The organism is Halomonas sp. V046 (genome assembly GCF_052645355.1).
Window position 1 is genome coordinate 37649 of record NZ_JBQXYF010000009.1, and the last position, 21316, is coordinate 58964.

Consider the following 21316-nt stretch of genomic DNA (forward strand, 5'->3'; position numbering starts at 1 on the left):
TATCAGCTGGCCCGCTCGATACGACACAGGGTGCATTTCGTTTCCTGCATCTGAGTCACCGAATCGTAGCCATAGGTGGTGGCGGTGTTGGCCGCCTCGCCAAGCACGTAAGGGGCGGCGCCTTCCGGGTAGCGGTCGTGGAGACTTTCCCCCTGAAACATGCCGCCGAAGTGGAAGGGCATGAACACCACTTCGCGTGCAACCCGTGGCGTCACCAACGCCTTGACCTTGACTCGACCGCCCTCGGCGCCCTCGACCCACACCATCTCGCCATCCTTCACCCCCACGTCATTGGCCAGTGCCGGATTGATCTCGACGAACATCTCCTGCTGCAATTCGGCGAGCCAGGACATTGAGCGGGTTTCCTCGCCGCCCCCTTCGTACTCGACCAGTCGCCCGGAGGTCAGGATGATCGGATAGTCGGCTGCCGCGTCTCGGTCCTGAATGCTCTTGTAAAGCGTTGGCAGGCGATAGTGGGAGGCGACGTCGTCCCAGGTGGGGTAGTCCTTGATCAGGTCGCGGCGCGAGGTATACAGCGGCTCGCGGTGCTTGGGAATCGGGTCGGGGAAGGTCCAGACATTGCACCGGGCCTTGGCATTGCCGAAGGGCGCGCACTCATGGGCTATGGCCACCCGCTGGATGCCACCGGACAGGTCGGTCTTCCAGTTCTTGCCGTCGGCGGCGGCCTTTTCGGCATCGCTGAGATCGTCCCACCAGCCGAGGTCCTTGAGCATGTCGGCGCTGAACTCGGGGTAGCCGTCCTGAAGCTCTGAGCCGGCGCTGAAGGAATCCTCTGCCAGAATAGGGATGCCGTTGTGCTCGATCCCGAAGCGGGCCCGGAAGGTCAGGCCACCCTGGGACACCGGCTTGCTGGTGTCGTAGAGAATAGGGGTGCCGGGATGGCCCATCTCGGCGGTCCCCCAGCACGGCCAGGGCAGGCCGTAGTAGTCACCGTTCGCCGGGCCGCCTTCGGCCTGGAGGGTGCGGAAACTGAAGGTATGCCAGTTTTTCTGATGCGCCTTGAGACGCTCGGGGCTCTGGCCGGTGTAGCCGACCGTCCACATGCCGCGATTGATCTCCCGGGTGATATCCTCGATCAGCGGCTCTTCACCCTGGACCTGGATGTTCTTGAACAGCTCCTTGTCGAAGCCGAGGCGGCGTGCCAGCAGATACATGATGGTGTGGTCGGGCTTGGCCTCGAAGGCCGGCTCGATAACGCGGTCGCGCCACTGAATCGAGCGGTTGGTCGCGGTCACGCTGCCGGTGGTCTCGAACTGCGTCGCGGCCGGCAACAGGTAGACACCATCGGTGCGTTCATGCATGACGGCGGCGACGGTGGGGTAGGGGTCGACGACGACCATCATCTCCAGCTGGTTCATGGCCTGGCGCATCTCGGTGCCGCGCGTCTGCGAGTTGACGGCGTGACCCCAGTAGAACATCGCCTTGAGCTGGGTGCGTTGGGAAATGTCGGCTTCCTGCTCGAGGACCCCGTCGATCCAGCGCGAGACGGTGATGCCGCTGGAGTACATCGGATAGCCGTCGGTGTACTCGGTCTGGTCGAAGCGGCTCTTGAGCCACTCGTAGTCGAGATCCCAGACCTCGGCCCAGTGCCGCCAGGCCCCCTCGGCCAACCCGTAATAGCCCGGCAACGAGTGAGACATCAGTCCCACATCGGTGGCCCCCTGCACATTGTCGTGACCGCGGAAGATATTGGCGCCACCGCCGGATTTTCCGATGTTGCCCAAGGCGAGTTCCAGAATGCAGTAGGCCCGGGTGTTGTTGTTGCCTGTGGTGTGCTGCGTCCCGCCCATGCACCAGACGATGCAGCCAGGTCGGTTGTCCGCCAGCCGACGCGCGGTGTCGAGCATGACGTCTTCCGGTACCCCAGTGATGCGCTCGACTTCCGCCGGGGAGTAGTTCGTCACCTCGGTGCGCACCTCGTCCATGGCGTAGACGCGCTGGTCGATGTACTCCTGATCTTCCCAGCCGTTTTCGAAGATGTGCCACAGCAATCCCCAGATGAAGGCCACATCCGACCCCGGGCGAATGCGAACGTAGTGATCGGCCTTGGCGGCGGTGCGGGTAAAGCGTGGATCCACCACGATGATCTCGGCCTGGCTGCGCTCCTTGGCCAGCAGGATATGCTGCATGGCCACCGGGTGCGCCTCGCTCGGGTTCGAGCCAATAAACATGATCGAGCGGCTGTTCTGTATGTCGTTGAGCGAGTTGGTCATCGCCCCGTAGCCCCAGGTGTTGGCGACGCCGGCAACGGTGGTGGAGTGACAGATGCGGGCCTGGTGGTCGGTATTGTTGGTGCCGGCCAGGGCGGCGAACTTGCGCATCAGGTACGCCTGTTCGTTGTTGAACTTGGCCGACCCGAGCCAGTAGACGCTATCCGGACCGTGCTGCTCGGTGAGTTCCAGCACCTTGGCCCCGATCTCATCAATGGCCTGATCCCAGGAAAGGCGCTGCCACTCGCCGCCGACCAGCTTCATCGGATACTTCAGCCGCCGCGTCGAGTGTCCATGCTGGCGCAGGGAGGCACCCTTGGCGCAGTGGGCACCACGGTTGATCGGGTGATCGAACGCCGGCTCCTGACGCGTCCAGACGCCTTCCTGGATCTCGGCGTAGACACCACATCCCACCGAGCAGTGGGAGCAGATGGTTCGGCGGGTTTCCACCGGGGCGTCGCTGTACGGCGTTTTCTCGGCGGCTTCGCTACGCTGCATCATGCCGCTGCCCACCAGGCCGGCACCGGCTATCCCTCCGGTGGTGGCGGCGCTACGCTGGAGAAACTGGCGCCGGGAAATGCCCAGTCCCGACCCCTTGGGGGTATTGGAGGTTCGCGTCAATCGCATGGTGTCGATCTCCCGAGGTGTCCGGCGGGGTCAGTCGCGCAGGGAAGCGTAGAAGGCTTGGATATGAGGCGTTTCGCGATACCCCTGCCGGGGCTTTCCGGCGGCTGGCTGAGCGCTGTCGGCCTGGGCCAGGGTCACGTGACCCACCGCCGCCGCGGCACCCGCTGCCAGTGAGCCGGAGCCGAGGATCTTGAGGAATCGGCGTCGCTCGGGGTTAGATGTCGGAGTCTGGGTCATGGCTAGTCTCTCCTCGTTGCCGCGTTGGCTCGTTGCCGCGGTATTGGCCGGGCAGAAGGTCGGTCGGAATCAGGCGGATCCGGCGAGACTCGGTGGCGGCACCGAGTCGCTCGCATTCGTCATCGATGTAGGCTTTTCCAAGCTCCCCCAGGGCCGCGTAGAAAGGGGTGTCCACCAGGGCCAGGTCGGCAAGGCAGCGACCCGCCCAAGGGGCCAGGTGGCGATGGAAGAAGGCGCTCTCGGCCGATGGGCCCTCCATGATCAGTATCGCCATCACGTCGCACAGGGCGGCGAGATGATCCTCCGGGTCGTGAATCCCCGGGGAACGTGCGATACCCAGCGCCTTGAGGTCCTGGCGTAACGCCACCAGCGACGTTTCCATCAGGGCACCATCGCGGTAGTACGAAGCGTAGGGCAGCACGTCGCCCTGAATAACGCCGATCAGGTGACGAAAGTGCGCCCGTGGCAGATCTTCTGGCTCGGCTTGAGCGGCGCAGCGGGCCAGTCGCCGCCATGCCATCGCCAGGGCCGAGCCATCGTCGTCTATCTCAAGGCCGCCGAGCCAGGCCAGGTCCGCAGGTTCGGGTGGCGCGCGTAGCAGGGCCGCGATCAAGCCGTAGATGTCGGCCCTGAGAGCCCGATCGTCCGTGCTTGCCTCCGGCGCCGTGGAGGCGTCAGGCGCGAGGTCGGTCATGGTCTATACCTTCAACTGTGATTCTGGATCCTTGGCCAAGGCCTGCCAGACATCCTTTACCCGGCAGTCTTCGCACATTTCCAATCTCGCGGCGGCTTCCCCGGCGAAGTAGGGGTGATCGGCCAATTTGGTCTTGATCGCGGCGATGGTGCCTGTGTTGGCGAAGGCCTTGCCGCAGGAGATACAGGCAAAAGGCGAGTCCTCGTGGCAAACGCGACGCGTCGAGCGCTCAGGCGACGCCAGGAACCCGGGCAACAGCGTAATCGCCTGCTCCGGGCAGGCCTTCTCACACAGGCCACACTGCACGCAGTCCGCTTCGCGAAAGGTGAGCCGGGGCAGGGAGCCCCCGGCTTCCAACGCTGACGTCGGGCAACTGGCGACGCACCCCATGCACAACGTACAGGCGCCGGCATCGATCCGTAGCCCACCGAAGGCGGTGTTGGGCCCCAGCCCATGACGATGACCGTCGAGCTCACCCTGCAGCGCCAGGTGGTCGAGTACGCGATTGAACCGATGGCGTTTGCCGTCGTCCTGCGCCGCTCCATGGGCATTGGGCTTCCCCAGCTGCTGGGCGCCGGTCTTTGTGCTGGTGCCGGGAGTCGGCAGTTCGGCGATCTGCTCGCCGGCGCCTCGTGCCGGCGCATGCAGGTCTACCGGGGTGTCCACAAGCGCCGAGAACCGCGGCAGGGCATCGCGGCCGTGGCTGTCGTCGATATCGAGCCAGGCGATGCGCCGCGGGTCGTGACCAAGGGCCGAGAGCAAGGCGCGAGCCTCACTCAGCTGTTGTTCGAGGACGCTCTGGAGCGTAGCGGGCATCTCGGTGTGGCGCTGCAGACGCACCTCGGCGGCACCCGCCGCGAGTGCCGTCAGCCACTGATCGGCACCCGCCGCGCCCAGTTCCTCGAGGGGAACATCGATCACGTGTCCCGCCGTGGCGGGCGATTGCCCGGGAGCCGCGCCAGGGTCGGCTTGAACGAAGCGCACCACCGCCTGGCGTCCGCCGGCATCGTGGTAGGCGGCGAGCCACGCCACCAGGGCGTCCTGCTGGTGGTGACTATGGGGCTGACGAAATTCGATGGCACCGGTAGGGCAGGCGCTGGAGCAGCTGCCGACGCCGTGGCAGCGGTGAGGGTCGATCTCGATGGTCGCGTCGATGCGCCCGGGACGACTCGAGATGGCGTCGGCCGGGCATACGTCGAGACAGCGAGTGCAGCCGCTCAGTCCTCGGGTGGAGTGCGCGCAGACCGCAGACTGGATCTGAAAGTAACGGGGCTTCTCGAAGTCACCTGTCAGCTCGCCGAGCGCCTCGATGACCGCCTCCCGAGAAAGCGCGGGGCGCAAGTAGCCTGGCGGCGGCAGCTCCAACTCGAGACGCGGCGGGTCGGCGAGATCGAGCACCGCATCGAAGTGATCGCGACCGATCAATGCCTTGGCGAGGTTCAGGGGGCCATCGCCGGTGTCCAACGTGGCGCTGAATCGCCCGAGATAGCCCGCCAGGCGCAGCTTCGATAGCCGTGACATCGAGAGTGGCTGCAGCGCCAGCGCAGGGCTTGCTGTGGCAGCGGTAGCGGCTCCTGGCCTACCGTTTGCTGCATCGACCGATGCGGTCCTTGGCTCGCCGGCGGTCTGCGCCGCCACCTGCTCAAGCAGGGCGTCGTCGGGCTCATCGGTGGTCACCAGGGTGAGAGAAGCCAGTGCCGAGCCGGCCACGGCGTGGCGCGCGAGGACCTGGCCCAAGGCCAAGCTGTCGCCGATCACCAGGGCATGCCCATGGCTACGATACTCCACGCCAGTGGCGGCCAGATTGATCGGCCAGGACACGCGCTCGCGGGCCTGCTCACGTGCTCGGTAGTTGGCGTCCGGGTCGACCGGCGCCACTTCGATTCGTTGATTCATGCTGTCTCACGGTCTGGGACATTGCCGGCATTTGTGTATTTTCTTATATGCCATGTCTCAGTGTTGTCCGTGATGCCCAAAGGCGCCAATCCACCTTGGTCTAAGGCGTGAACGCAGCGTCAACGAAAACACGCCTATCGGGACCTCGGCTCTGGCCCGCCTTCGTCGTCTGAACCATGCTCTGGCGTCGACCGGGGCGGGGGCGGGGCGGCACCCGCAACGCCGGACGGCGGCGAGGGTTCCGGGGGCGGCACGGACTCCTGCACGGGCACAGCGTCGACCTCGGTCTGGGTGTCTGGTGGCGTCTCAGGCAGGTCCTGGATCGCGGTCTCGCGGCCGTCGCCGGTGGCGCTGCCATCTGCCGCGTCGGCGATGTCGTCGTCTGGTGGCTCGCGGCGACTGTCCTGCCACCATTGACGCATTCGCTCGGCGACCTCCTGTGACATCGGCGCCATGCGGGCACGGAAGTCATCGTCATAGTCGTCAAGCCCGTCACGAACGCCATAGCGCTCGGCGCTGAACAGCCGGCGCAGCGCCCGCTTTCTGATCGCCTCACCCACGCCAGGCGCCAGATAGGCCCGGATGTCGCTGCCCGCTGCCAGGGAGTCTGGATCCGGTAGCTCGGCGACGACGCCTTCCTCGCTGCCCCAGGCACCGGATTCGCCTTCCGCCGAGACGCTAGCGTCCGTGCGCTCGTCACCAGACGGATACTTCGGGGCCGGAGAGGGTGGAGTATCTCGCCCGGTCGTGGCAGTCGCGTCGTCAACGCTAGCGTCGTCAGTGCCCCAGGCAAGAGGTGGGGGGGCCCCCGACCCGGGGGCGGCGCCGGCGTCAACTGGCGATTCATCTTCATCACCGAGTTTGCGCCGGGACCAGCGTTGCCATCGGCTCATGGCATTCTCCTTGAGTGAGTGGCGCTCAGGTGGGGGTATCCTTGGCGCGCCCGGCTCCCTGACGCTTTTTCTTGCGTCCTTCCTCGGGAGCTTCGCCGTGGTGTGCCAGGTAGGCTTCGATCCAGACCCGTAGCGCCCATGGCATCGCAACCTCCAAAACGCGATGCTCACCGTCCATCCAGCCGGCCGCTACGTCCTGGCTCGCGCTGACGGAGCAGGGCCGAGCGATATCGTCGCAGTGCCCAGCATGAACGAACAGGCGGGGCTGATCGGCACTGAGATTGAAGCGATAGGCGGCGCGCTCGGTCAACGTGAGTTGCAGTGTCAGCACCCAGGGGCCGGCATCGCCGATTGTCACGTCACCGACGCGCCAATCGCGGCGCCGAAACCCCTTGACCTCCTGCACCTGCTCGTCGAGCGACAGGCTCAGCGAACGATGGCTAGTGACTTCGGGCATGACGGTGTCCTTGAACGCTGATGGCAGGGGCCGCCGATGTGACGACCAAAGCCGTGATGAGTCGATGCAGACAGTAGAGCGAGCAGATGCCACTATCGTCAAACCTGACGATCGTCGTAGCGTCTTCTCGTGTCCATGCTTGTGAGCTCGACAGTTCAGTTCGACAGTTCAGCTCGGCAGCGGGAAGGACGGCGGCTCGTCTGCGCCAACGAACGAGTGTGGAACCCCAGGGTGAGGATCGCGAATGAGAGAGATACAGCGCAGCAGAGAACGGTTGCCGGCCACCCTCGAGATCCAGGTGCTTGACGAGTTCGGCGAGGCCCGAGTCCAGGCCATCGCGGCCGAGCGGGCCTTGACGGTGTATCTGAACCGGCGCGAAATCGTCACCCTGATGACGCTCGGTGATGATCCCGAAGCGCTGGTGGTCGGCTACCTGCGCAACCAAGGCCTGATTGCCGCGCGGGATGATCTCGACGCGGTGTATGTCGACTGGGAAGTGGAAGCGGCGGCGGTGGTGACTCGACATGCCCCGGAGGACCTGGAAGAGCGCCTCAGCACTCGCACGGTGACCACCGGGTGCGGCCAGGGCACCGTGTTTGGGCGCCTGCTGGATGCCATTCCCCAGGCTCCCCTGGCAGCCGAGTCGCTACGCCAGTCGGTGGTTTACGGCTTGCTCGATAATCTCGGTGCCTACAACGAGACCTATCGTAGCGCCGGCGCCGTGCATGGCTGCGCCCTGTGCCGACAGACGACGGTGTTGGATTTCGTCGAGGATGTTGGCCGCCACAACGCCGTGGATACCTTGGCCGGACGCCAATGGCTTGATGGTGCCGCATCCGGTCAGGCAGATGTGTTCTACACCACGGGGCGGCTGACCTCGGAAATGGTGCTCAAGGTTGCCCAGATGGGTATCTCGGTGCTGATCTCTCGCTCCGGTGTGACCCAGAAGGGGGTTGAACTCGCCGAACGTTTTGGCGTGATGCTGATCGCCCGGGCCAAGGGCAGGCGCCTGCAGCTGATCAACGCCGCGGACCGTTTCGTCTTCGACGCACCGCCCCCCGAGCGTCCCGGCGACCGTCGGCGCTCAGGCGCTGGACCATCGGCGAAGGGGGGCGATGAGGGACGCTGAAGCGCGCCAGCCTAGGGGGTCAGGCGCCCTCGCGACGTGTGCACACCGACAGCACCACCGCGTCCTCGTCGCCGACGGAGACCAGCGCATGGCCCATGTCGCTATCGAAGTAGATGCTGTCGCCCTGGGTCAGGGCCAGCGGTTCATAGAATTCGGTATAGAGTCGAATGTCGCCGTCCAGCACCATCAGGAATTCTTCGCCATCGTGACGCACCCACTCGCTGAATTCCTCGAAGCTTCGTGCCCGTACAATGGTCTTGAACGGGATCATGCGTTTTTGCGCCAGTTCGCAGCTAAGTAACTCGTGCTCGTAGGTCGGTGTCGGATGGCGCTGCCCCTCGCCGCGGCGCGTCATGTCGCGCCGGCCCATGGTGCGGGTCTGTTGCTTGGGCGGCGATAGGAGCTGCGGGAGGTCGATGTTAAGCCCGGAAATCAGCTTCTGTACGGCGCTGAAGGTCGGCGATATCTGATCGTTCTCGATCTTCGACAGGGTCGAGCGGGCAAGACCGGTACGCTGGCTCACGTCTTCTAGCGTCCATTGGTTGGCCAGTCGAATCTCCTTGACGCGCTCGCCTAGACGCAGAGGCTCCACGAAGGCCTTACGGCCCGAGGCGATACGCAGGGCGGCCTGCTGGTCGGTTTGCTGAGACATGGGGCAATTCACAATAGGAAACCAAGTTTCCTCTAGGCTATCACAGCCAAGCCTCCCTACGTGGTCCTGAACGACATGTTCTGGTGCCTCAGCGCCTTGCTTAGCCCGTGCCTGCGCAGGGAAGTTTCTCGGTGGCTGGAAACTCGCGGTCGACTCGCCTTGCCCGCCCGCCCGCCCGCCCGCCGTTGCCGAGTCGATGATTGCTGCAGACGCCCCCGGTGGCTCTTGGTAGCTGGCTCAGGTTGCCCGTTTCATGTTGTCGGGCTCAGGTCATGGCTTCAGGCGGTATCGGCCAGCCCCAGCAGGGCGCGCAGGTGGGCCTCGACGGAGCGTCCCAGGGCCTTCAGGTCGTAGCCGCCTTCGAGTACCGAGACCAGCTTGCCGTCGGCGTAGCGAGCGGCGATATCCACTGCCAGCTGGGTGATCCAGTAGTAGTCGTCATCCTCGAGGCACAGCTCGGCCATCGGGTCCTCTCGGTGGGCGTCGAAGCCCGCCGAGACCAGTACGAGATCCGGGCGAAATTCATGCAGCGCCGGCAGCCAGTCCCGTTCGATGGCTTGGCGAAATGCCGCGCTTGCGGTTCCTGCCGCCAGTGGCGTGTTGATCACGTTGTCATGGCGAGCATCCAGGTAGCGCCACGGGTAGAACGGGTACTGGAAACTGGTGCAAATCAGGATGTCGGGGTCGTCCTTGAAGATGTCGATGGTGCCGTTGCACTGGTGGACATCGAAATCGAGGATGGCGATGCGTCGGGCTGCGTAGCTCGCCCGTGCATGGGCGGCGGCGACGGCGACATTGTTGTAGAAGCAAAAGCCCATGGCATCGTCTGCCTCGGCGTGGTGGCCGGGGGGACGAACCGCACAAAAGACGTTGTCGGCCTGGCCCCGAAAGACCTGGTCGACCGCCTTGACCGCGGCTCCCGCGGCCAGGCGTGCCGCCGTGAGGCTATGCGGATTCATCAGGGTGTCTGCATCGATCGCAGCGTGGCCGGTGTCTGGCGCGGTGGCATCGAGCCGGGTCAGATGGGCCTGGGGGTGAACGCGTAGCAGTTGTTCGGCGCTGGCTTCCTTGGCATCGGATTGCATGGTGTGCTGGAGTACGCCGGAGCGCATCAGCTGCGCCCGTATGGCATCCAGGCGCAGCGGGCTTTCGGGATGCTCGGGGCCCATGTCGTGATGGTGGCAGTCGGGATGGGTCAGATAGGAGGTAATCATCGTGGGCTCCGGAGCTTTCGCGTCACCATATCGGCGAGGGCGTCGCCCGGGACACTAACCAATGGTCTTACACGAGCGCTTGAGTGCCTCCGGCGCGGCCTGGAGATGGCCGTGACCTAGTGCCGCAGTCGAAACCATGACCCGCGTGGCAGGCGCTTGCGACGGTACAAGAGTATGATGCAGCACAACGCCTGGGCCTAGGGAGACCAACGAGTGAGCACGCAATTTCTACGTCGCTTCTTCCATCCTGCCTCCATCGCCGTCATCGGCGCCTCGGAGAAGCCTCATTCCGTCGGTGGACAGGTCATCCGCAACTTGCTCGACGGCGGTTACCGCGGGCGCCTGTCGGCGGTTAACCCGAAAGGCTACGCCGAGGTCTACGGCGTGCCTTGCGTGGCAAGGCCCAGCCAGCTCGATGAGGTGGTGGACCTGGCGGTCATCTGCTCGCCGGCCGAGACCGTTCCGAAGCTGATCGGCACCCTGGGCAACCAGGGCGTGCGTGCGGCGCTGGTGCTCTCCGGTGGCGGCCACCTGGATGACGAGAAAGAGGGCAAGGAATCGATTCGCTCACGCATGCTCAAGGCCGCCAGAGCCTCCGATGTGCGGGTGTTGGGGCCGGAATGCATGGGGCTGATCGTTCCCGGTAGCCGACTCAACGCCTCCTACGCCAGTCATACGGTGCCGCCAGGACGAGTGGCTTACCTGGGGCAGTCGGGCATGCTGGCCAATGCCATGATCGATTGGGCCGCGGGACGCGGCATCGGCTTTTCGCATCTGCTGACAGTGGGCGACAGCGTCGACGTGATGCTTCCCGACCTTATCGATTACATCAACCAGAGCTCGCCGACCCAAGCCATCCTGCTGCACCTGGAGCGGGTTCAGGATGCCCAGCACTTCATGACGGCGGTGCGGGATGCCTCTCGCAACCGTCTGGTCCTGGCCATCAAGAGCGGTCGCACCGAGGCCTCCGACATGTCCGGCCTGCCACCGACCCCGGGTATTCCCAACCGTGACCAGGTCTTCGATGCCGCCTTCGCCAGGGCAGGGGTGGTGCGTGTCAACGACTCCGATGAGCTGTTCGATGCCCTCGAAACGCTGTCGCGGGTGAAGCCGCTCAAGGGCGACCGGTTGGCCATCGTCAGCAACGGACTTGGGCCGGCGATGTTGGCCATCGACAAGTTGATCAACGCAGGCGGGCGCCTGGCGCAGTTCGAGAAGGCGACCCAGCGTGCACTGCGCGACAACGACCTGGATATCAGCAAGCCCGGAGAGAACCCGGTCGACCTGGGCGGCAATGCGACGCCGGAGCGTTTCGTTGCCGCCCTCGAGGTCGTCGCCAGTGACCCGGATGTCGACGCGGTTCTGGTGGTGCACGCCCCGACGCGGCTGGCTCCCTCGGCGGCGACCGCCGCCGCTCTGGTGGACAACCGCAAGCGCTTTCGACGCAATCTATTGACCAGTTGGATGGGGCTCGACCAGGCGCTGGCGGCACGTCATGCCTGTCATCAGGCGGGAATTCCGACCTACCTGTCGCCGGAGAAGGCGGTCAAGGCCTTCATGCATATGGTCGATTATCAGCGTGTTCAACGGCTACTCCAGGAGACGCCACCGAGCCTGCCCTTTGCCACCACGGCGGCTATCCGCAGCGAGTGCCACCGGCTGATCGAAGAAACGCTTGAACAAGGCCGCGAAGGGCTCACCCATTCGGAAACGGCGCGGGTCCTGTCGGCCTATGGCATCCCGGCCGCCAGCAGTCGCTACGTGACCGACGCCGAGAGTGCCAGAGAGGCAACCCAGGCGCTGCGTGGTCCCTTCGCCCTGAAGGTTGTCCACGACGGCAACTGCCGTCCGTTCCGCTATCGTCAGCATCCGCACAAGCTGTCGGCGGGGCTATTGCAGGATCTGGAAGGCACCGATCAGGTCGTCGACGGGCTCGAGCGTCTCGGCCGTCGCGTGGCCGAGAAGTTTCCGGGCCTGCGTATTCTCGAGTACTGCCTGCAGCCCATGCAGCGCGGCAAGCACTCCATGCAACTGTGTGCCGGCATTACCCGGGACCCGGTCTTCGGACCGCTGATCGTGTTCGGCATCGGCGGTTACAAGGTCAATATCCTCGCCGACCGGCAGGTGACGCTGCCGCCCCTGAACATGACCTTGGCCCGGGATACCATCGCCCGCACCCATGCCTCCCGCCTGATTCGGGAACACTCAAGCGACCCGCAACGCGATGTCGATCGCATCGCGCAACTGCTGGTGACGCTGTCACAGATGGCGACGGACCTGCCGCGGTTGAGGGGCCTGGAGATCAATCCGTTGCTGCTCAATCGAGACGGCATGGTCGCGGTGGATTTCGCCATGGATCTTGGCCAGCCAGCGCGCTTTGCGATCATGCCGTACCCGGAAGAACTCAGGGAGTGGATCGAGCTCAAGAACGGCTGGGAGGTGGAGGTACGGCCGATTCGGGCCGAGGATGCGCCCCTGATCACGGCATTTCACCGCCAGTTGTCCGAGGAGAGTATTCGCTTTCGCTACTTTCACAACAAGGCGGATCTGAGCCAGCGTGACCTCTCGACCCTTTCGCATATCAACTACGATCGGCAGATGGCCTTCATCGCCGAGCGACTGTGCCCGGACGGCGACAAAGAAATGCTCGGCGTGGTCCGGGTCTGGAACGACCCGGACAACATCCGCACCGAGTTCTCGATCATCATTCGCGACGACCTTCAGGGCCTCGGCATCGGCAGCTTGCTGATGAACAAGATGATTGGCTACTGCAAGGGCGTGGGGACACTGGAAATGGTCGGCAAGATATTGATCGACAACCATCCCATGCGCGCGCTGATGAAGCACTTGGGCTTTCATCAGACCTTCAACATGGAAGAACAGGTGGTGGATGCGGTGCTGCGACTCAATGAGCCACGCACCGAGTGGCAGAGACATCGCCTCGAGCGGCCGATCGAATAGAGGCCAGGCACGGTGAGCAACTAGGAACGACTCGGAACGACTGGGAACAAAGAGAACGGCCAACCCGCTCCCAGGAGGGAGGCCGGCTGAGCCCGGCCAAAGCGGCTGTCGTCCTACCAACGCCGCCCGGGGTGTCGACGCCCGGCGTATCGACACCCGCTGGTAGCGGCTACGCTGACCTCGCCGCCGCTCTCACCGTAGAGGACTGCGAGGCGCGCTTGCCCGTCAGGGGGCCAGGCGCAAATGTTCCCAGGCCTGGTTGTCGCGGCGCTGGTAACGGATCCGGTCGTGAAGGCGGCTGGGCTGGCCCTGCCAGAACTCGATCATTTCAGGATGAACCCGATAGCCGCCCCAATGCACCGGGCGTGGAATGTCCTGGCCGTCATACGCCGTCTCGAAGCGCCGTTGGCGTTGTTCGATCCAGTCGCGATCCGGGATCACGACACTTTGGGTCGCGATCCAGGCGCCGAGTTGGCTGCCCCGTGGGCGGCTCGAAAAGTAGGCGTCGGACTCTGCTTCGGCGACTCGTTCCACCCGCCCTTCGATGCGTACCTGACGCGATAGCTTGGGCCACCAGAACGTCAGCGCGGCATGGGGGACGTTGGTCAGCTCGCTGCCCTTGTGGCTGTGATAATTGGTGTAGAACACCAGTCCCGCGTCATCGACGCCCTTCAGCAGCACGATGCGGGCGTGGGGCATCCCTTGGCTGTCTACCGTGGCCAGGGTCATGGCGTTGGCATCGTCGGGCTCGACGTCGAGCGCCAGGGTCAACCACTCGTCAAACAGGGCCAGAGGATCCGTGGGCACTTGCGTCTGGTCCAGGGTGCCGCCTTCGTAGTCACGTCGAATGTCGGCGATATTGCGCGTCATGTCGTTCTCCGTAGCGTGTCCATTTGCGTGGCGCCGTCTTGACCGGCATCGGTCGGACGGGCAATGGGAAAATCATCGCATCTCATGCTCAGCCTGTCGCCCCGATTTGTACGATAGCCATGTACACCAAGGTGCCCCCCATGATCGAGATCAGCGCATGACGCCGCCACAGGTGTAGCACCACGACGGTCAAGGAGGCGATGACGAGCGGAAGGCCGTTGTCTGCGCCGTTGAAGTGGCCGGCGTCGAACACGCTCAGATCCCGGAGGGCATACACCACCAGGATCATCATCACCGCCGGCGGCAGGTAGCGGCCCAAGTGCAGAATCAGCGGGTGATCGGCGTGACGCGACAGGAACAGGAAGGGCACGACCCGGGTGGCGAAGGTGGCCAGCGCGCACAGACCGATGAACGCCAACAGCTGTGAATCGCTCATGCCGTAGTCCTCTTGCGATCGCGCCGGTACTGCGCCCACAACAGCAGGGTGGCAGCACCGATGGCCGCCAGCAGAAGGTGGCGCTCGGGCAGTAGCAGAATAGCCGCTAGAGCACAGCCGAAGCCCACCGCAAACGGCAGCCACTGGCGCAGGCGCTTGGCCTGTTCCAGGGTCAGCACGATAAACAAAGCGGTGAGCGCGAATTCGATGCCCTGGCTATTGAAGGTGGCGTGACTGCCGATCAAGGCGCCCGCCACCGAACCCAGCACCCACCAGAGTTGATTGAGCAGGCTGATACGAAACGCCTGAGCCTGCTCGCCGGGACGCCCTGCGACCTGGGATGTCAGCAGCGAATACGTCTCGTCGGTCAGCGCAAAAATCAGGTACGGCTTGCGCCACCCAGCGCCGGAGAAACGCTTGAGCAGGGAGAGGCCGTAGAACAGGTGGCGGGAGTTGAGCATCAAGGTGGCCACCGTGACCTCGACGAGTCCGGCGCCGGCGCCGAGCAGTGCCACGGCCAGAAACTGGCCCGCACCGGCGTAGATGACCACGGACATCGCGATGGCTCCCCACAGCGGGATTCCGACCTTGACGGCGAGGATGCCGAACGCCGCCCCGAGGGGCAAATAGCCAAACATGACCGGCAGCGTCGTGGCCGCAGCCCTACGCCAAGCCGACAGACCTTCCATGGAGCGCTCCTGTGGTGTTGCTTCTCGACCCTTCCCGGAGTCACGGCCTCTATACTGGTAGTCGAACGAGGGCACCCAGTATATCGCCTGAGCCAAGAGCGTCGAGCCGATCTCGATGATGAACCTAAACCCAGTACTCGTTCGGAGGACCCGCATGCCACCACCGCCCCCCAAGTCTGCTGCCACCCGCGAGCCAGAACGGCACTCGGCCCGCTATCTCGTCTGGGACCTGCCGCTGCGGCTCTTCCACTGGGGCCTGGTTGCCAGTGTCTGCGTGTCGCTCTATACCATGAAGACCCAAGGAGCGCCCTTCGCCTTTCCCCAGACGATCCACGCTCAGGCCGGCCTGGTGGGCCTTGGCTTGCTGCTGTTCCGTTGGGGTTGGCTGATATGTGGTAGCCGACACTCGCGGGCACGCGACTGGCTGGCGGGCCCCCGGGTAATGGGGCATTACGTCGGCGCGTTGCTGCGTCGTCGGCCTCCACCGCATGCCGCACACAACCCGCTCGGTGGCTGGGCGGTCATGGCGATGCTGATCAGCCTGACCCTGCAGGCGCTGACGGGACTCTTCCTCAGTGATGATGTCTTCTTCGACGCGCCCTTGCACACCACCGTTTCGAGTGCGGTAAGCGATGTGCTGCTTGGCATTCATCACGTCAATGGCCAGGTCGTGATCGTCCTGATCGTGCTCCATCTAACGGCACTGGTGGTTCACAGGCTGCTGGGCGAGCACCTGGTCGGCGCCATGGTGACTGGGAAAAAGGCGGTAGAGCCCCACGAGGACGAGGCACTCACAGGGGTCGCTGGCGCCGAGGAGAGCGCCGACTGGTGGTGGAAGGCACTGCTGTTGGCTTCGGCCAGTGCCGGCATCGTCGTGTGGCTGTGGAGTCGACTTTGAGGCCTGACGCGCCGCGGGAGTCCAGCCGCCGGCTCTATCGAGCGGTGGCCGAAGGCGACGGCAGATCTACCGCCAGGACAGCCGAAACGGCCCACTAGAACAAGCAGTGAGGACCCGCGAGCCGGTCAACACCGAGCCGCTATAACGCCAAGAGAGAACGCCAAGAGAGCTTTCGGGGCTGGCGCACGCGACTCGTTGGGTGGTTCTGGGTTTTCGCTTCCGGCTGCTGGCGTCTCGCTTCTCGCTTCTCGCTTCTCGCTTCTCGCTTCTCGCTTCTCGCTTCTCGCTTCTCGCTTCTCGCTTCTCGCTTCTCGCTTCTCGCTTCTAGCTTCTGGCTACTCGGCGCGGAAGTTATCGTGGCAGCCCTTGCAGGTATTTCCCACCTTGGCCACCTGCTCGAACATGGCGTCGCGATCTTCGCCCCGGGCCAGTTCGGCGAGGGTGGCGGTTTCCTTGACCAGGGCCTGATTGCGCTCATCGAAATCGGCACGGTCATCGGCGATGGCGGGGAGGGCGTCGGTTTCGGCCCCATGGTCATCGTTCTGCAAGGAGCCCTCCACGAATCCTTCCCAGGGAAGAGGGGCGACGGCGGCGAGGTTGGCGGCACGCTGAGCGAAGATCTCTGCATCGAACTCACGCTTGCCCTGAGCCATCTGGCCCAGAGGACCGATCTGCCAGGCCATGACACCGAGGGCATCCTGGCGATACTCGATGGCATCTTCGATGTCGTCTGCAGAGGCCGTGGTCCAGGTGAAGAACGAGGCGCCGGCTAGTGCCAGGACGAGGAGGTTGGGCACGCGAGAGATACGGCGAATCACGGTCATGAGTGTCTCCTGGGGAGCTTCTTGAAGGGCGTCGCAGCGGGTCGCGACTCCCTCAAGATAGCAGGCCGCTGACGGCACTGCTGGCCACGATGGTGCGCTATAGCGCGCATCGAAGGGTGGCACGCGTGCCGGCGCTTCGCTCCCCAGGCTAGCCCTCAGGCGTCCCTGCGCATCTGGCGGGAGCGAAAGCGCGCGTAGCCCATGCAGCCGGTGAACAGCGCCAGCGACACGACGGACTCGAGCATCCCGCGCAGGCCCTGACCCGGCAGCGTGGCGACCATGACGCCCTGAGCGAAGTACAGCAGGCTGACGAAGGCGAGCCAGGCATGGCCTCGCGGCCGTCGGGTCAGCAGTGACGGCAGAAACAGCACCAGCGGCAGCACGAAGGCGATCAACGGGCCGAAGCGATTGCCATCGGCTTCGATCGCCATGCCCCGATAGGCCATCAGGGCGATCAGGACCACATAGCTCGCCAATACCAGCTGGCGCGACTGGGCGGTGAGCCGGTCGAGGCCACGGCGAGCCTCAACCCCTTCGAGCCAGGCCCTCATGGTGCCTGCCTGCGGGCGTTTTCCAGCGCCAGGGTCAGGCGTGCCAGCCGCGCGCCCTGGGCAAATGCCAGTTCGCGCTCTTCGTCGTCCAGCGGGCGGTCGCTGCGTGTGCCGGCCACATGGCTAACGCCGTATGGCGTGCCGCCGCCCTGGGTGCGCGTGAGCGCCGTCTCACTGTAAGGCACGCCCGCATAGACCATGCCGTGGTGCAGCAAAGGCAGCAGCATGGAGATCAAGGTCGTTTCCTGGCCACCGTGGAGGCTCGACGTCGAGGTGAATGCCGTGGCCGGCTTGTCGATCAGGGCGCCCGACAGCCACAGCTCGCTGGTCGAGTCGATGAAGTACTTCAACGGCGCCGCCATGTTGCCAAAGCGCGTCGGGCTGCCGAGGGCCAGGCCACTGGCATGACGAAGGTCATCGAGACTGGCGTAGACGGCACCTTCCGCGGGAATCTCCGGGTCAACGGCTTCGCAGGTCGCCGACACCGGCGCCACCGTACGCAGCCGGGCCTGGATGCCTGCCTGGGAGGCAATGCCCGCGGCCAGGCGTTCTGCCAAGGCCTTGGTCGCCCCGTGGCGAGAGTAGTAAAGGACCAGCACATAAGGCAGGGAGTCAGACATCGAAAGTCCTTGGTCGAGAGGCAATTTGATACACCCGGAGAGCCGGCATCAGTCGAGCAGTGCTTGAACGTTTTCCGGCGGGCGTCCGATGACGGCGCGTTCGCCGTCATCGGCGATGGGACGCTGCAGAATGCGCGGGTGTGCCACGATCGCGGCGATCACCTGTTCGGCGTCATCCCGGTCGGCGCCGAGTGTCTTCCACTCGGTTTCGTTGGCGCGCACCAGATCCCGGGGGCTTCCGTCCAGGCGAGCGAGCAGGGCGCGAAGCTCCTCGCCGTTGAGCGGGTCATCGAGGTAGCGGCGCACACAAACATCGATGCCAGCCTCGTCCAGCAGTGCCAGGGCTTCACGGGACTTTGAGCAACGCGGGTTGTGCAACAGGGTAATCGAAGACATGGCGACTCCAGTGGGCGCTGAAATGGCGACTATTGTAGGGCTAGCATCACGACGGCCACAACCGCGGGCAGCGTGGCGATGGTGGTGGTCGGGAGCAAGGGCGGCGCCGCTCGCGGCAGGCCATCAGGGCGCCTGGGCGGGTTGGGTCGAGGGTTGCGACAGGCGTCGGTAGACCCAGGCCTGGGTGCCATCGGCCAGCGTGACGCGGGTTCTCGCGTAGCGGACACCGAGGCGCTCGTAGCGATCCAGATCGGCCAGCGCTGTACCATCGACCTCCAGCACCAGGCCGTCTACCCGGGCCGAGCTATCGGTGACAATATCCAGGCCACGACGCGTGAAGTCGTCGAGCGCAGCCGGCTCAGGGCTGCCTTGCTCGCCCATCACCCACCAGCGCACCAGGGGATAGCGCAGGGTGCCATAGACGAACACCTGATGCGGTCCGGCGGTGATGTCAGGCAGGTCGGCGGGGCGCTGATAGGTCCAGGGGCTCTTGTAGGTCCACCATAGCCAGGCGCTGACCACCGCCATACCGATCAGTACCAGGCTCAGTGCCCAGGCGAGGGCGCGAAGCAAGGGGCGACTCGAGGCGGGGCGCTGGGGTCGGTGGCGGCGTGACATGGCGGGGCTCGGGCTCGGACTCGGGAAGGCATGGGCGCCGTTATCGTGCCAGTCTCGTCTCGCCCTGGCCAGCGCCGTGGGCGGTCCCCAGATGTTAAGTTCTGGACCGAGGCTTGCTAGGATAAAATTTCCCGAACGACAGATGGAGGTGCCCCATGACAGACAGTCGCCACGACGACATGGATTTTCGGGCCCTCATGGCGGATGTGCGGCCGATTGCCCAAGGGTTCAATCGTGCCGAGACCGGCCATCGCCGCGCCGCGCCCAGCGAGTCGCAGCTAGCCAGGCGCCGCCAGGCGCAAGCCAATGGCGACGGCCTCGATGGTCTATCGGATGATTTCGTCGACCTGGTGCCTCCTTTCGACCCCCTCGAGTATCGACGCAACGGCATCCAGACCGGTGTCGTCGAGCGCCTGCGCCAGGGTGGCTACCCGATCCAGGCCAGTCTGCACCTGCTAAGGCGCCCGCTGGATGAGTGTCGGCGTAGCCTGCCCCAGTTCATTCGCGATGCCTATGCTGCCGACCTGCGTTCGGTACTCATCGTGCATGGCCGTGGACGCGAGATCGACAGCGGGCCCAACGTGCTGCGCTCCTATCTAGCCAAGTGGCTGCCGGCCTTCGACGAAGTCCAGGCCTTCGTTTCTGCCGGCGAGGGCGACGGCGGCCTGGGCGCGACCTGGGTCATGCTCAGAAAGAGCGAGCGTGCCCGTGCCGCCAATCGCGAGCGGCAGCAGAAAAGGCGCGGATGACGAAGCCGCGGGCGGCGCCGCAGGCGGTACTGCCCGTGCAACACCGGAACATACGGCATCACTCTGGTACCAACGGCACCTGGCGCCTGCTCTACGGTGTGGCATACACCACCAGCCACTGACACCACGTCAGGCTGTTGCACCGGGAGCAGGACCATGACGACGCTGGAACTTCATCACCGCTGGAAACTGTTCAAGACACGCTCGACGCCGAGTGTCGGGAGGCGCTACTGGCACTGCGACGACCTCATGCCCTTGCTGGACCGGCTCGACCGGGCCTATCGCCGGGTAACGGAGTTCGGTCCGGTCTTCACCGACCGGGAGCAACAGCGCCTGGATCAGCTACGCGGCGACGCCATGGCGGTGCTCGAGCCCGCCTGGTTGGCCTCGACGGCCTGCCTTGCGCGTCTCGAGCAGGGGGGCGAAGCAGAAACAGCCGAACTGTCCAGCGAGCAGCGTGATCTGCTGAAGAGGCTCTTCATCACGAACATTCTGGAGCCGCTGGACGACTACCGGTTTGCCTTGACCGGCTGCCGGGATGACGCCTTCGGTGAGCGACATCGGTGACCCTGCCCCGGCCTCGGCGCTGGGGCCCTCCATGCCGGCGTTCCGGCGGGCCTCAGGCCCTCAATCGAGCCCGGGCTCACGCAGGCGTTGGGTCCACTGTTGTTCACGGTACTGGCTCGGAGTGACACCGATCTCTCGGCGAAAGGCCCGCGCAAAGCTGGCCGCACTGAGGTAGCCACATTCATAGGCCAGGCGGTCCACATGCGGTGGGCGCCGGCAGGCCAGCAGGGCACACGCACGGCTTATGCGGACTCGGCGGAGCGTTTGAGCGATACTTCGCTCCCGACCCGAAAAGGCGCGATACAGCGCCGTACGTGAGGTACCGAGCGCCTTGGCCAGACAGTCGACGTCGAGCCCGGGGTCGGCGTAGCGTACTTCGATAAGTCGCCGAGCGGCGTGGTAGAGCGTCTCGGGGTGGCATTGGTCCCATTGCGCAGAGAGCCCAGCAAGCCCTTTCGCCAGCGCCGTCATGCCCATGTCCGCCGCCGAGCGAAGGGCCGCTCCTGCCGCCGCCGGATCGAGCCGCTCTCCTTCCTGTGCCAGCGCCGTCATGTGGGCGCGCAGTACCCGAGTCAGCCCATTCTCATCGAGGCTAAAGGCGCCAGCCTTGGCTCGCTCGATACTGCTGGGTGCCAACGCCGTCACGTGATCGCAGGGCAACATCAAGTAGAGCAGCGAATGATCGATCGCCAGGCTCGACAGCGGCTGTCGCCCATCCACGACGACAAAGCCGCTGGCGCGGGTGACCCGCAGACGCTTATCGCCGCTCTGGCGCAGTCGTGCTTCGCCGGTAAGCGTCTGGCTGATGAGGATGAAGTCGCTGGTCGCTTGAGCGAAGTGCGCAAGCGTATCGTCATTTTGGCACCAGCCAAAGGAGACGCCTTGCGGCGTCGTGGCGACCAGGAGTTGCGCTCGGTAGCCGGCAGCGGCCCGCCCCTGAGGCACGTCAAGACGGATGCCGGGGTGCAGGTGGCGCCAATACTCGAAACGCTGATCTCGGTGCAGCCTGTCGGTCGAGAAACGCTGGAACGAGGCTTCGGTGTCCGGCGCCTGCGGCCGGCGGGAGTCTTCGGTATCCATAGCGATATCCAGCGGTCCTGGGTCCCA

At 64.9% G+C, this 21316-nt stretch carries 22 protein-coding genes; 5 read left to right on the forward strand and 17 right to left on the reverse strand.

The features are described 5' to 3' along the window. Nucleotides 1-2: 2 nt before the first annotated feature. The 6 genes from ACUN9Y_RS13410 to ACUN9Y_RS13435 all read right to left on the reverse strand — a co-directional run bounded on the left by ACUN9Y_RS13410 (nucleotide 3) and on the right by ACUN9Y_RS13435 (nucleotide 7035). Complete coding sequence (locus ACUN9Y_RS13410; protein ID WP_445461217.1) at nucleotides 3-2858, reverse strand: formate dehydrogenase subunit alpha; 2856 nt, start codon at nucleotides 2856-2858, stop codon at nucleotides 3-5. A 30-nt stretch (nucleotides 2859-2888) separates the two neighbouring features. Beyond that, entirely contained in the window at nucleotides 2889-3095 is a 207-nt protein-coding gene (locus ACUN9Y_RS13415; protein ID WP_445461218.1) for a twin-arginine translocation pathway signal, read from the reverse strand. Next, a complete protein-coding gene (locus ACUN9Y_RS13420; RefSeq protein WP_445461219.1) occupies nucleotides 3073-3789 on the reverse strand; it encodes a TorD/DmsD family molecular chaperone in 717 nt (238 codons plus the stop codon). Before ACUN9Y_RS13420 ends, ACUN9Y_RS13415 begins: the two co-directional genes overlap by 23 nt. Nucleotides 3790-3792: 3 nt before the next feature. Further along, on the reverse strand, nucleotides 3793-5685 hold the full coding sequence (locus tag ACUN9Y_RS13425) for a 4Fe-4S binding protein (RefSeq protein WP_445461220.1): 1893 nt from the start codon (nucleotides 5683-5685) through the stop codon (nucleotides 3793-3795). Nucleotides 5686-5819: 134 nt separating this feature from the next. Further along, entirely contained in the window at nucleotides 5820-6578 is a 759-nt protein-coding gene (locus tag ACUN9Y_RS13430) for a DUF3306 domain-containing protein (RefSeq protein ID WP_445461221.1), read from the reverse strand. Between the two features lie 25 nt (nucleotides 6579-6603). Then, nucleotides 6604-7035, reverse strand: a complete 432-nt coding sequence (locus ACUN9Y_RS13435) for a DUF3305 domain-containing protein (protein WP_445461222.1) — start codon at nucleotides 7033-7035, stop codon at nucleotides 6604-6606. A gap of 244 nt (nucleotides 7036-7279) precedes the next feature. Between ACUN9Y_RS13435 and ACUN9Y_RS13440 the strand changes: the two genes are divergently transcribed. Further along, nucleotides 7280-8164 carry a formate dehydrogenase accessory sulfurtransferase FdhD gene (locus ACUN9Y_RS13440; protein WP_445461223.1) on the forward strand — a complete coding sequence of 295 codons (885 nt, stop codon included), beginning with the start codon at nucleotides 7280-7282 and terminating at the stop codon, nucleotides 8162-8164. A gap of 19 nt (nucleotides 8165-8183) precedes the next feature. On the opposite strand, the gene ACUN9Y_RS13445 is transcribed toward ACUN9Y_RS13440, so the two are convergent. Together ACUN9Y_RS13445 and ACUN9Y_RS13450 are read right to left on the reverse strand one after the other, a co-directional pair. Next, nucleotides 8184-8816 (reverse strand): helix-turn-helix domain-containing protein, encoded by a 633-nt coding sequence (locus ACUN9Y_RS13445; RefSeq protein WP_445461224.1) that lies wholly within the window; start codon nucleotides 8814-8816, stop codon nucleotides 8184-8186. Nucleotides 8817-9094: 278 nt separating this feature from the next. Next, nucleotides 9095-10030: a histone deacetylase family protein gene (locus ACUN9Y_RS13450; protein WP_445461225.1), complete on the reverse strand. Its 936-nt coding sequence runs from the start codon at nucleotides 10028-10030 to the stop codon at nucleotides 9095-9097. Between the two features lie 213 nt (nucleotides 10031-10243). On the opposite strand from ACUN9Y_RS13450, the gene ACUN9Y_RS13455 reads away from it, so the two are divergent. After that, complete coding sequence (locus ACUN9Y_RS13455) at nucleotides 10244-12991, forward strand: bifunctional acetate--CoA ligase family protein/GNAT family N-acetyltransferase (RefSeq protein ID WP_445461226.1); 2748 nt, start codon at nucleotides 10244-10246, stop codon at nucleotides 12989-12991. A 225-nt stretch (nucleotides 12992-13216) separates the two neighbouring features. Here the strand turns inward: ACUN9Y_RS13455 and pdxH are convergent, their stop codons facing one another. The 3 genes from pdxH to ACUN9Y_RS13470 form a co-directional block, all read right to left on the reverse strand. Further along, the gene (pdxH, locus tag ACUN9Y_RS13460; RefSeq protein WP_445461227.1) at nucleotides 13217-13861 is read right to left on the reverse strand and encodes a pyridoxamine 5'-phosphate oxidase; all 645 of its coding nucleotides are present in this window, start codon (nucleotides 13859-13861) and stop codon (nucleotides 13217-13219) included. 88 nt (nucleotides 13862-13949) lie between these two features. After that, complete coding sequence (locus tag ACUN9Y_RS13465; RefSeq protein ID WP_445461228.1) at nucleotides 13950-14297, reverse strand: branched-chain amino acid transporter permease; 348 nt, start codon at nucleotides 14295-14297, stop codon at nucleotides 13950-13952. Beyond that, nucleotides 14294-14986 (reverse strand): AzlC family ABC transporter permease, encoded by a 693-nt coding sequence (locus tag ACUN9Y_RS13470; protein ID WP_445461229.1) that lies wholly within the window; start codon nucleotides 14984-14986, stop codon nucleotides 14294-14296. The genes ACUN9Y_RS13465 and ACUN9Y_RS13470 overlap by 4 nt, the downstream gene beginning before the upstream one ends. A gap of 154 nt (nucleotides 14987-15140) precedes the next feature. Between ACUN9Y_RS13470 and ACUN9Y_RS13475 the strand changes: the two genes are divergently transcribed. Continuing rightward, entirely contained in the window at nucleotides 15141-15884 is a 744-nt protein-coding gene (locus ACUN9Y_RS13475) for a cytochrome b/b6 domain-containing protein (RefSeq protein ID WP_445461230.1), read from the forward strand. A gap of 335 nt (nucleotides 15885-16219) precedes the next feature. Here the strand turns inward: ACUN9Y_RS13475 and ACUN9Y_RS13480 are convergent, their stop codons facing one another. The 5 genes from ACUN9Y_RS13480 to ACUN9Y_RS13500 all read right to left on the reverse strand — a co-directional run bounded on the left by ACUN9Y_RS13480 (nucleotide 16220) and on the right by ACUN9Y_RS13500 (nucleotide 18848). Further along, nucleotides 16220-16708, reverse strand: a complete 489-nt coding sequence (locus tag ACUN9Y_RS13480) for a c-type cytochrome (RefSeq protein WP_445461231.1) — start codon at nucleotides 16706-16708, stop codon at nucleotides 16220-16222. Nucleotides 16709-16863: 155 nt separating this feature from the next. Then, complete coding sequence (locus ACUN9Y_RS13485; protein ID WP_445461232.1) at nucleotides 16864-17259, reverse strand: DUF2069 domain-containing protein; 396 nt, start codon at nucleotides 17257-17259, stop codon at nucleotides 16864-16866. Further along, nucleotides 17256-17879, reverse strand: coding sequence for an NAD(P)H:quinone oxidoreductase (gene wrbA / locus ACUN9Y_RS13490; RefSeq protein ID WP_445461233.1), 624 nt, complete (start codon nucleotides 17877-17879; stop codon nucleotides 17256-17258). Before wrbA ends, ACUN9Y_RS13485 begins: the two co-directional genes overlap by 4 nt. Nucleotides 17880-17927: 48 nt before the next feature. Next, nucleotides 17928-18275 (reverse strand): arsenate reductase (glutaredoxin), encoded by a 348-nt coding sequence (gene arsC / locus ACUN9Y_RS13495; RefSeq protein ID WP_445461234.1) that lies wholly within the window; start codon nucleotides 18273-18275, stop codon nucleotides 17928-17930. A 123-nt stretch (nucleotides 18276-18398) separates the two neighbouring features. Then, complete coding sequence (locus ACUN9Y_RS13500; RefSeq protein WP_445461235.1) at nucleotides 18399-18848, reverse strand: gamma-glutamylcyclotransferase family protein; 450 nt, start codon at nucleotides 18846-18848, stop codon at nucleotides 18399-18401. Nucleotides 18849-19048: 200 nt separating this feature from the next. Between ACUN9Y_RS13500 and smrA the strand changes: the two genes are divergently transcribed. Next, the gene (gene smrA, locus ACUN9Y_RS13505; RefSeq protein ID WP_445461236.1) at nucleotides 19049-19642 is read left to right on the forward strand and encodes a DNA endonuclease SmrA; all 594 of its coding nucleotides are present in this window, start codon (nucleotides 19049-19051) and stop codon (nucleotides 19640-19642) included. Between the two features lie 156 nt (nucleotides 19643-19798). Beyond that, complete coding sequence (locus ACUN9Y_RS13510; protein ID WP_445461237.1) at nucleotides 19799-20209, forward strand: hypothetical protein; 411 nt, start codon at nucleotides 19799-19801, stop codon at nucleotides 20207-20209. Between the two features lie 60 nt (nucleotides 20210-20269). Here ACUN9Y_RS13510 and ACUN9Y_RS13515 read toward each other — a convergent pair whose 3' ends face one another. Further along, complete coding sequence (locus ACUN9Y_RS13515) at nucleotides 20270-21289, reverse strand: AraC family transcriptional regulator (RefSeq protein WP_445461238.1); 1020 nt, start codon at nucleotides 21287-21289, stop codon at nucleotides 20270-20272. Between the last annotated feature and the right edge of the window lie 27 nt (nucleotides 21290-21316).

Excerpts from the sequence above, each read along its gene's own strand:
- ACUN9Y_RS13410 (WP_445461217.1), bottom strand. The coding sequence starts at position 2,858 with ATGCGATTGACGCGAACCTCCAATACCCCCAAGGGGTCGGGACTGGGC.
- ACUN9Y_RS13415 (WP_445461218.1), bottom strand. The coding sequence starts at position 3,095 with ATGACCCAGACTCCGACATCTAACCCCGAGCGACGCCGATTCCTCAAG.
- ACUN9Y_RS13420 (WP_445461219.1), bottom strand. The coding sequence starts at position 3,789 with ATGACCGACCTCGCGCCTGACGCCTCCACGGCGCCGGAGGCAAGCACG.
- ACUN9Y_RS13425 (WP_445461220.1), bottom strand. The coding sequence starts at position 5,685 with ATGAATCAACGAATCGAAGTGGCGCCGGTCGACCCGGACGCCAACTAC.
- ACUN9Y_RS13430 (WP_445461221.1), bottom strand. The coding sequence starts at position 6,578 with ATGAGCCGATGGCAACGCTGGTCCCGGCGCAAACTCGGTGATGAAGAT.
- ACUN9Y_RS13435 (WP_445461222.1), bottom strand. The coding sequence starts at position 7,035 with ATGCCCGAAGTCACTAGCCATCGTTCGCTGAGCCTGTCGCTCGACGAG.
- ACUN9Y_RS13440 (WP_445461223.1), top strand. The coding sequence starts at position 7,280 with ATGAGAGAGATACAGCGCAGCAGAGAACGGTTGCCGGCCACCCTCGAG.
- ACUN9Y_RS13445 (WP_445461224.1), bottom strand. The coding sequence starts at position 8,816 with ATGTCTCAGCAAACCGACCAGCAGGCCGCCCTGCGTATCGCCTCGGGC.
- ACUN9Y_RS13450 (WP_445461225.1), bottom strand. The coding sequence starts at position 10,030 with ATGATTACCTCCTATCTGACCCATCCCGACTGCCACCATCACGACATG.
- pdxH (WP_445461227.1), bottom strand. The coding sequence starts at position 13,861 with ATGACGCGCAATATCGCCGACATTCGACGTGACTACGAAGGCGGCACC.
- ACUN9Y_RS13465 (WP_445461228.1), bottom strand. The coding sequence starts at position 14,297 with ATGAGCGATTCACAGCTGTTGGCGTTCATCGGTCTGTGCGCGCTGGCC.
- ACUN9Y_RS13470 (WP_445461229.1), bottom strand. The coding sequence starts at position 14,986 with ATGGAAGGTCTGTCGGCTTGGCGTAGGGCTGCGGCCACGACGCTGCCG.
- ACUN9Y_RS13475 (WP_445461230.1), top strand. The coding sequence starts at position 15,141 with ATGCCACCACCGCCCCCCAAGTCTGCTGCCACCCGCGAGCCAGAACGG.
- ACUN9Y_RS13480 (WP_445461231.1), bottom strand. The coding sequence starts at position 16,708 with ATGACCGTGATTCGCCGTATCTCTCGCGTGCCCAACCTCCTCGTCCTG.
- ACUN9Y_RS13485 (WP_445461232.1), bottom strand. The coding sequence starts at position 17,259 with ATGAGGGCCTGGCTCGAAGGGGTTGAGGCTCGCCGTGGCCTCGACCGG.
- wrbA (WP_445461233.1), bottom strand. The coding sequence starts at position 17,879 with ATGTCTGACTCCCTGCCTTATGTGCTGGTCCTTTACTACTCTCGCCAC.
- arsC (WP_445461234.1), bottom strand. The coding sequence starts at position 18,275 with ATGTCTTCGATTACCCTGTTGCACAACCCGCGTTGCTCAAAGTCCCGT.
- smrA (WP_445461236.1), top strand. The coding sequence starts at position 19,049 with ATGACAGACAGTCGCCACGACGACATGGATTTTCGGGCCCTCATGGCG.
- ACUN9Y_RS13510 (WP_445461237.1), top strand. The coding sequence starts at position 19,799 with ATGACGACGCTGGAACTTCATCACCGCTGGAAACTGTTCAAGACACGC.
- ACUN9Y_RS13515 (WP_445461238.1), bottom strand. The coding sequence starts at position 21,289 with ATGGATACCGAAGACTCCCGCCGGCCGCAGGCGCCGGACACCGAAGCC.